Source organism: Micromonospora yasonensis (assembly GCF_026013475.1).
Taxonomy (GTDB): Bacteria; Actinomycetota; Actinomycetes; order Mycobacteriales; family Micromonosporaceae; genus Micromonospora; species Micromonospora yasonensis.
Window position 1 is genome coordinate 1 of record NZ_JAPDPH010000265.1, and the last position, 8710, is coordinate 8710.

At 72.2% G+C, this 8710-nt stretch carries 7 protein-coding genes; 6 read left to right on the forward strand and 1 reads right to left on the reverse strand.

Annotated features, from left to right (window positions below):
* Positions 1 to 657 (reverse strand): LacI family DNA-binding transcriptional regulator (locus tag ONA70_RS32035; RefSeq protein ID WP_265010228.1); only part of this gene is annotated, 657 nt, incomplete at its 3' end.
* Positions 658 to 753: 96 nt separating this feature from the next.
* On the opposite strand from ONA70_RS32035, the gene ONA70_RS32040 reads away from it, so the two are divergent.
* From ONA70_RS32040 to ONA70_RS32065, 6 genes are all read left to right on the forward strand, one after another.
* Positions 754 to 1236 carry a class I SAM-dependent methyltransferase gene (locus ONA70_RS32040; RefSeq protein WP_265010229.1) on the forward strand — a complete coding sequence of 161 codons (483 nt, stop codon included), beginning with the start codon at positions 754 to 756 and terminating at the stop codon, positions 1234 to 1236.
* 243 nt (positions 1237 to 1479) lie between these two features.
* Complete coding sequence (locus tag ONA70_RS32045; RefSeq protein ID WP_265010230.1) at positions 1480 to 2613, forward strand: peptidoglycan recognition protein family protein; 1134 nt, start codon at positions 1480 to 1482, stop codon at positions 2611 to 2613.
* A gap of 154 nt (positions 2614 to 2767) precedes the next feature.
* Complete coding sequence (locus ONA70_RS32050; protein WP_265010231.1) at positions 2768 to 3184, forward strand: VOC family protein; 417 nt, start codon at positions 2768 to 2770, stop codon at positions 3182 to 3184.
* Between the two features lie 86 nt (positions 3185 to 3270).
* Complete coding sequence (locus ONA70_RS32055) at positions 3271 to 4356, forward strand: endonuclease/exonuclease/phosphatase family protein (protein WP_265010232.1); 1086 nt, start codon at positions 3271 to 3273, stop codon at positions 4354 to 4356.
* Positions 4357 to 4553: 197 nt separating this feature from the next.
* Complete coding sequence (locus tag ONA70_RS32060; RefSeq protein ID WP_265010233.1) at positions 4554 to 7748, forward strand: penicillin acylase family protein; 3195 nt, start codon at positions 4554 to 4556, stop codon at positions 7746 to 7748.
* A gap of 65 nt (positions 7749 to 7813) precedes the next feature.
* On the forward strand, positions 7814 to 8560 hold the full coding sequence (locus tag ONA70_RS32065) for an ABC transporter permease (protein WP_265010234.1): 747 nt from the start codon (positions 7814 to 7816) through the stop codon (positions 8558 to 8560).
* The last annotated feature ends 150 nt before the right edge of the window (positions 8561 to 8710 follow it).

Sequence of the window (8710 nt, forward strand, 5' to 3'; positions counted from 1 at the left end):
GTCGATGCCGTGCGCGGCCAGGGCGGCCCGGAAGCCGGCGTCGCGGGCGGCACCCGGCACGGTGTCGAGCGGGCCGTTGACGAAGCCGATCCGCCGCCGCCCGGCCGCGACCAGGTGCTCGACGGCCAGCCCCACGCCGGTACGCGAGTCGGTACGGACGTTGTCCACCGGCGCGTCGGCGCCGAGCTGGCCGACCACCACCACCGGCACCGGGCTGTCCACCAGCGCGGTGAGGTGGTCGTCGGTGACCCGGATCGGGGAGACGATCATCCCGTCCACGTAGCGGTGGGCGAGCCGGCGCAGCAGGGCGGTCTCGTTGGCAATCTGCCCACCGGTGGCGTGCACCAGCAGCTGCCGGCCGGAGGCGGCGACGACGGACTCGATGGCCCGCATGATCTCGACGTAGACCGGGTTGCCGATGTCCTCGACGGCGAGGGCGATCAGGCCGGTGCGCTGCGACTGGAGCGAGCGGGCGATGGCGTTGGGCACGTACCCGACCTCGGCCGCCGCCGCGCGCACCTTGCGGATGGTCTCCGGGCTGCCGCCGACGCCGTTGAGCACGCGTGAGGCGGACGCGATCGAGACACCGGCGCGGGCGGCGACGGTGTGGACGGTGGGTCGACCGTCGGCCGACTCCTGTAAACGTTTACGACCCACGTCCCACACCTCCAACTGCCTGCTGTAAACGTTTCCGGGAGTCTGCGCCCGGCTCGACGGTCAGGTCAAGGGCTCGTTACGAAAACGTTTCCAACCATGCGTGAGCTGGGCCGCCGCTCGCTCGGCACCCGAACGCTTCCGCTACGGAACGTGGCCCCGGTCCTCCCGGGAGCCGCGCAGGTGGTCGGGGTCGACCCGTCGCCGGTGATGCGCCGGATGGCGGTGCGCAGGTGCGCCGGGGCGGTGGCGGCAGGCCGGGTGGACGTCCGGTCGGGCCGGGCGACGGACACCGGCGCGCCGGGCGGGTCGTTCGACCACGTGGTGTCGGTGAACAACGTGCTGTTCTGGGGTGACATCGCCGGTGGGATCGCGGAGCTGCACCGGGTCCTGCGCGACGGGGGAAGGGCCGTGGTGGCGTTCCACAGTGGCACCGGCCCGTCCCGGCGCGCCCGACGGGTCGGGCTGCCGGAGGACGTGGCGGTTCGGCTGCACGTGGCCATGGCCGCGGTGTTCGGTGACGCCACTCGGCACGATCTGACCCACCTCGTGGCGTTCTCGGCGGTGCGTGGCGCGCGGTAGGTGTCGCGGACCCGGCGGCTCCGGCGTCCGATGGAGACCGTCATCCGGTTCCGCGTTCCGCCCGGATTGGCCGCACTGGCCCACTTTCGCCCCTCCGATGGCGGCGTCGAGCCGCAACGGATCCATTTCTGCCGCAGCAAACCTCTAGCGCTCGGCGCAGTCGCGGCAATATTCTCCGTTCCGCGCGCGAATTCTGAAGTTCCTTTTCACGCCCTCGCCCTGGCCGGCCACAGAGGAGATGACATGCACTTCGACCACCCCGAGTTGGACCGGCGTACCCTGCTGCGGGCCGGACTCGGCGCCGCCGCGGTCGCGGTCGTCGGAAGCGAGCTCGCCTTCCCGGCCGCCGCGCAGGCGGACCCGGGCGCGGACCTCGACTGGATCATCAGCTGCGACGGATGGGGGGCCCGCCCGCCGGCGGACCCGCTGTCGATCAGCGCGATCGCCACCAACAAGATCATCGTGCACCACATGGCGTTCCCGAACAGCACCGACTACTCGGAGGAGCACGCCAAGCAGCTCGCCCGCGACTGCCAGAACCTGCACATGGACGTGAACCGCTGGTCGGACACCGGGCAGCACTTCACGGTGAGCCGGGGCGGGTACGTCACCGAGGGCCGGCACGGCAGCCTGGAGCGGCTGCGGGCCGGCGACCGGCAGATGATCTCGGCGCACTGCCCCGGCGAGAACGGCCGGGCCATCGGCATCGAGAACGAGGGCACGTACGTCACCGAGACGCCGCCGCAGGAACTGCTCGACACCCTGGTGAAGCTCTGCACCACCATCTGCCAGCAGTACGGCCTGCACGCGCACGACATCTTCGGGCACTGGGACTTCCGGGCCACGCTGTGCCCCGGGGCGATGTTCTACCGCGAGTTCCCGACCCTGCGCCGCCGGGTCTTCGCCAAGCTCGGCACCGACCTGGCCGACGTGCCGGCGCGCCGCTGGCCCGACATCTGGCGCTTCGTCGGCGGGCCGGTGGTGAAGGTGGCGCAGTACCTGCTCACCTACCGCGGCTACGCCGTCCCGGTCACCGGCGTCTTCGACGCCGCCACCGTCGCGGCTGTGCAGGACTGGCAGGCGCGCAACGGCATCCCGGTCGACATCGACGCCACCCTCACCCCGGCGACCTGGGAGACCCTCGCGCCGGAGCTGGACAAGGACGCCACCGGCATCCCGGTCAACGCGGTGCAGTTCATGCTCAACTCCAAGGGTTACGCCGACGTCGCCATCACCGGCGAATACGACTGGGTGACCAAGAAGGCCCTCAAGGACCTGCAGGAACTGCACGGTCTGGACCCCAACGGCAAGGTCAGCACCACCACCTGGTGCGCCCTGGTGGGGGGTGTGGTGCGCCAGTCGTTCCAGAAGGACTGACGGCGCACCGGCGGGGAGAGCGGTGGGGGCGGCAATGGCGCCGCCCCCACCGCGGCCTGTCCGGCCCCGGCGCGACTCGCCCGTCACGCCTCGTTGTCCCTGTCGTACCGGGCTGCGACGATGGCGCTGGTCAAGGACGAAGGAGGGTCGCACAATGGCGTCTCGGCTCAACCCGTACCTCAGCTTCCGTGACAACGCGCGGCAAGCCATGGAGTTCTACCAGCAGGTGTTCGGCGGCACCCTGACGCTGAGCACCTTCGGCGAGTTCGGTAACCCGGATCCGGCGGTGGCCGACAAGGTCATGCACTCCCAGCTGGAGACCGACAGCGGTTACACCCTGATGGCCTCCGACACCCCGCCGGAGATGGAATACAACCCGGGCAACAACATCTCGATCAGCCTCAGCGGCGACGACGCCGACGAGCTGCGCGGCTACTGGCAGCGGCTCTCCGACAGCGGCACCGTCATGATGCCGCTGGAGAAGCAGATGTGGGGCGACGAGTTCGGCATGTGCGTGGACCGGTTCGGCATCGCGTGGCTGGTCAACATCGCCGCGCCCCAGGCCGCCTGAGCGCCGGGAGGGGCTGCCCGAACGGCGGTGTCCACACTGGTCCCAGCGGCGCTAGCGTACGCGGATCCGGCCGGAGAGGACCAGACATGGACAGCAGCAATCGTTCGCACCTTCGACGCCTGGCCAGGCTGGCCACCGCGGCCGCCGTCGCGGTGGCCAGCCTGGGGCTCCTCGCCCCGCCGGCCCAGGCGGAAGCGGGGCCCAAGGTCGCGGTGCTGACCCGCAACCTCTACCTGGGCGGGGACCTCACCCCGTCGATCGCCGCGCCGACCCTGCCGATGTTCCTGGCCGCCAACGCGGCCCTGCTGCGCCACGTGGACCTGGTCGACTTCCCGGCCCGGGCGGCGCTGATCGCCGACGAGATCCGCGAGCGCAAGCCCGACCTGGTCGGCCTGCAGGAGGTGGCGCTCTGGCGCACCGGACCGATCGGCGACCCGGCCCCGGCCACCGAGATCCGGTACGACTACCTGGCGCTGCTGACCGCCGAGTTGGCCACCTCCGGGCACCCGTACGACGTCGCCGTGGTGCGCGAGGAGGCGGACCTGGAGGCCCCGGCCGGGGCGCCGTACCTGCGGGACGTCCGGCTCACCATGCGGGACGTAATCCTGGTACGGCACGGTGGCCGGGTCAAGGTGACCGGCACCTCGTCCGGCAACTTCGCCGACAACCTGGTCTTCCCGCTCGCCGCGACCGGCGGCACCGCCACGAGCACCCGCGGCTGGACGGCGGTGGACGCCGTGCTGGGCAGCCGGCCGTTCCGGTTCGTCAACACCCATCTGGAGGCGTTCCACCCCGGCGTACGCCTGCTGCAGGCGCGGGAGCTGCTGCGCGGCCCGCTCGACGCCTCCGGCCGGCTGATCCTCGTCGGTGATCTCAACAGCGGGCCCGAACTGCCCGACCCGAACAACCGGCTCGCCTACCTCGCCCTGGCCGCCGGCGGGATGGTCGACACCTGGCCGATCCTGCACCTCGGCGACCCCGGCTACACCGCCGGGCTGGGCGACGACCTGACCGAGCCGGCCGACGACGTCGAGCACCGGATCGACATGGTGCTGGTCCGCGGCACGATCGCGCCGGTGGCCAGCGAGGTCTTCGGCGCTGCTCGGCAGACCCCCGACGGCCGGTGGGCGTCGGACCACCTGGGTCACCAGGCCGTGCTCGCGTTGCAGTGACCGGGGCGAAAGGTCGGCATTCACCCGTGGTGAACGGCACCTATCCCGATCGATGGAACTCCATCGATCATTACCCGAAGGTAGATATGAGCCATTCTCACCTCCGGGTGTGACGCCCGGGCGCGGAGGGCGAGACGTCGGCACAGCGGCAGCCGGGCGTACCACCGGCCCGGCTCCGCACCCCCGGAGGATCCGCCATGACCCGTCCCACCACCCGTGCCCGGCTCGCGGCCCTGACCGCGGCTCTCACCACGGCGGCGAGCGCCCTGACCGTCGTCCCACCGTCACCGGCGCTCGCCGCCACCACCTTCGCCCCCAACGACTACTGCCTCGGCCAGTGCGCCGACGTCCTGCCCCCGGGCGAGAACGGCAACGCCACCCTCGCCGCGATCCTCGCCCACCAGCTCCTCGGCACCCGCCCCGCCCACTCCAGCGACCAGCTCGACGAGTACGCCAACCTGGTCTACCACTACGCCGGGCTCACCGACGAGCAGATCGCCCGGTTTTACCAGGACGCCTCGTTCGGCGTGCCCGACGCGCAGGTGGAGAGCCGGATCCAGCCCCGCGCCGACGTGACCATCGTGCGCGACTCCGCCACCGGCGTACCGCACATCACCGGCACCACCCGCTCCGGCACCATGTACGGGGCCGGCTTCGCCGGAGCACAGGACCGGCTCTGGGTGATGGACCTGCTCCGGCACGCCGGACGCGGCACCCTCACCTCCTTCGCCGGCGGCGCCCCCGGCAACCGCGACCTGGAACAGAGCATCTGGGCCAACTCCCCGTACACCGAGGCCGACCTCCAGGCCCAGGTCGACGCGCTGCGCCAGCAGGGCACCCGGGGCCAGCAGCTCCACACCGACGTCAGCGACTACATCGCCGGTGTCAACGCCTACATCGACCAGTGCGTCGCCGCCGACAACTGCCCCGGCGAGTACAACCTCACCAGCAACGGCAGCCCGAGGCACTTCACGATGACCGACCTGATCGCCACCGCCGGCGTCGTCGGCGGGCTCTTCGGCGGCGGCGGTGGCGCCGAGATCCAGTCCACGCTGGTCCGGATCGCGGCCCGCGCCAGGTACGGCACCACCACCGGCGACCAGGTGTGGCAGGCGTTCCGGCAGCAGAACGACCCGGAGACCGTGCTGACCCTGCACGACGGCCAGAGCTTCCCGTACGGCGCGGCCCCCGACAACGCGCCCAGCGTCGCCCTGCCCGACGCCGGCACCGTCACCGCCGAACCGCTGGCCTACAACCGGACCGGCTCCGCCGCCGCCACCCTGACCAGCGGCGGCAGCACGGCGACCGACGGGCTGCTCAGCGGGCTCGCCGGGGTGAAGGCGCACGGCATGTCCAACGCCGTGGTGATCTCCGGCCGCCACACCACCAGCGGCAACCCGATCGCCGTCTTCGGCCCGCAGACCGGCTACTTCGCGCCGCAACTGCTCATGCTGCAGGAGTTGCAGGGCCCCGGTGTCAGCGCCCGCGGCGCGGCCTTCGCCGGCCTGAACCTCTACGTGCTGCTCGGTCGCGGCCAGGACTACGCCTGGAGCGCCACCTCCGCCGGCCAGGACCTCACCGACACCTACGCGGTGCCGCTGTGCACCACCGACGGGAGCGCCCCGACCCTGCAGTCGAACCGCTACCTCTACCACGGCCAGTGCCTGGCCATGGAGGTCCTCGAACACACCAACTCCTGGACGCCCACCCTGGCCGACTCCACCCCGTCCGGCTCGTACACGTTGCGCGCGCTGCGCACCAGATACGGCCTGGTCTCCTACCGGGGACTGGTGAACGGGCAGCCGGTGGCCTTCACCAAGCTGCGCTCCACCTACCGACACGAGGCCGACTCGGCGATCGGCTTCCAGGCGTACAACGACCCGGCGGCGATGGGCTCGGCGGCGGCGTTCCAGCAGTCGGCGGCCGACATCGGGTACGCGTTCAACTGGTTCTACGTCAACTCCACCGAGGCGGCGTACTACAACTCCGGGTCCAACCCGGTCCGCCCCGCCGGCACCGACCCGAACCTGCCCACCCGGGCCGAGGCCGCGTACGAGTGGCAGGGCTGGAACCCGGACACGAACACCGCCACCTACACCCCGGCCGGCGCCCATCCCCGGTCGATAGACCAGGACTACTACGTCAGCTGGAACAACAAGCAGGCGAAGGACTACGGCGCCGCCGACGGCAACTTCAGCTTCGGCGCGGTGCACCGGGGTGACCTGCTCGACGGCCGGGTACGCGCGGCGCTCGCCCAGGGCAAGCTGGACCGGGCCGCGGTGGTCCGGATCATGGCCGACGCCGCCGTCACCGACCTGCGCGGCCAGGAGGTGCTCGGCAACCTGCTGCGGGTGCTCACCAGCCAGCCGGTCAGCGACCCGGCCCTGGCCGACGCGGTGACCAAGCTCCAGGCCTGGCAGCAGGCCGGCGCCCGCCGGATGGAGACCAGCCCCGGGTCGAAGGTCTACCAGCACGCCGACGCCATCCGGATCTTCGACGCCTGGTGGCCGCTGCTGGCCGCCGCCGAGTTCCGGCCCGGCCTCGGCGGCGACCTCTACGGCGCCCTGGTCGACGCCATCGAGGTCAACGAGGCGCCCTCCGGCGGCCAGAACGGCGGCCGCGACGGCAGCGCCGTCTGGGCGCTGCAGGGCCAGCCGCACAAGGGCTCGTCGTTCCAGTACGGCTGGTGGGGCTACGTCGACAAGGACATCCGTGCCGTGCTCGGCGACCCCGTCGCCGGCGGCCTGGGCCGCACGTACTGCGGCAACGGCAACCTGAGCGCCTGCCGGCAGGCGCTGCTGGACGCCCTCGGCCGGGCGGTCGCGCTGCCGGCGACCACGGTCTACCCCGGCGACTCGCACTGCGGGGCCGGCGACCAGTGGTGCGCCGACGCGATCGCCCAGTCCGGGCTCGGCGGCATCACCCACCCGCTGATCGCCTGGCAGAACCGCCCCACCTACCAGCAGGTCGTCTCCTTCCCGGCACGGCGGGGCGACGACGTGACCAACCTGGCCCAGGGGCGGAGCGCCACCGCGTCCAGCACCCAGTTCCTCACCAGCTACACGCCGGACAAGGCGGTGGACGGCAGCCTGAGCAGCCGTTGGGGCAGCAGCTACACCGACAACCAGTGGATCCGGGTCGACCTCGGCTCCGCGCGGACGGTCCGGCGGGCGGTGCTGCGCTGGGAGGCCGCGTACGGCAGCGCGTACCGGATCGAGGTCTCGAACGACGGCAGCACCTGGCAGACCGCGTTCAGCACCACGGCCGGCAACGGCGGCGTGGACAACGTGACCTTCACCCCGGTCACCGCCCGCTACGTACGGATGTACGGGGTGAAACGGGCCACCTCGTACGGCTTCTCGCTCTACGAGTTCGAGGTCTACGCGAAGTGATCATCCGGTGAGCGGCCGGCCGGTGGCACGACTGCACCGGCCGGCCGACGGAATACGATCATCGGATGAGCGGCGGCACCGTACCGATCGGCCCGACCCTGGTCGTCGCCCTCACCGCGCTCACCCTGGCCGGCGCGGCGGTGCTCCGGTTCAGCGGGCTCGGCCGGGCCCGGACCATCCTGACCGCGGCGGGGCGGGCCACCGTCCAGCTCGGCGCCGTCTCCCTGGTCATCGTCGCGGTACTGGGCGCCTGGTGGAGCACGGCGCTGTTCATCCTGCTCATGTACGCGGTCGCGAGCGTCACCGCACACCGGCGGATCGGCCCGGCCGGACCACGTCGGGTCGCCCCGCTCGCCATCGCCGCCGGGGTGGCACCGAGTCTCGGCGTACTCCTGGCCAGCCGGGCGTTGCCGGCCACGCCGCTGGTGGTGCTGCCGACGGCGGGCATCCTGATCGGCGGGGCGATGACCGCGACCAGCCTCGCCGGCCGGCGTACCCTCGACGAGCTGCGCACCCGGCACGGCGAGTACGAGGCGGGCCTGACCCTGGGGCTGCTTCCCCGCGACGCCGCGCTGGAGATCTGCCGACCGGCGGCCGGGCAGGCTCTCGTCCCGGCGCTGGACCAGACCCGCACGGTCGGCCTGGTGACCCTGCCCGGTGCGTTCGTCGGGGTGCTGCTCGGCGGTGGCGGCCCGATCCGCGCCGGGGCCACCCAGCTGCTGATCCTGCTGACCCTGCTGGCCGTCGAGGCGGTGGCGATCGCGCTGGCGGTGGAGCTGATCATCCGGGACCGGGCGCGCACCGCGCCCTGAGCCGGCGCGGGTGTACCGGGGCGACGAAGGGGTACAGCCGGCCCGATGACCAGGGTCCGCAGCCTGCGCGTCCGGCCCGACCTGCTCTATGTGGCGAGCGGGTGGAGCACCCTGGTCACCGACGTGCGCGGCCGGATCAGCGGCACCGAC

What these genes read in the sequence shown, in the direction of transcription:
- ONA70_RS32040 (WP_265010229.1), top strand. Translation starts at nt 754, where the DNA reads ATGCGTGAGCTGGGCCGCCGCTCGCTCGGCACCCGAACGCTTCCGCTA.
- ONA70_RS32045 (WP_265010230.1), top strand. Translation starts at nt 1,480, where the DNA reads ATGCACTTCGACCACCCCGAGTTGGACCGGCGTACCCTGCTGCGGGCC.
- ONA70_RS32050 (WP_265010231.1), top strand. Translation starts at nt 2,768, where the DNA reads ATGGCGTCTCGGCTCAACCCGTACCTCAGCTTCCGTGACAACGCGCGG.
- ONA70_RS32055 (WP_265010232.1), top strand. Translation starts at nt 3,271, where the DNA reads ATGGACAGCAGCAATCGTTCGCACCTTCGACGCCTGGCCAGGCTGGCC.
- ONA70_RS32060 (WP_265010233.1), top strand. Translation starts at nt 4,554, where the DNA reads ATGACCCGTCCCACCACCCGTGCCCGGCTCGCGGCCCTGACCGCGGCT.
- ONA70_RS32065 (WP_265010234.1), top strand. Translation starts at nt 7,814, where the DNA reads ATGAGCGGCGGCACCGTACCGATCGGCCCGACCCTGGTCGTCGCCCTC.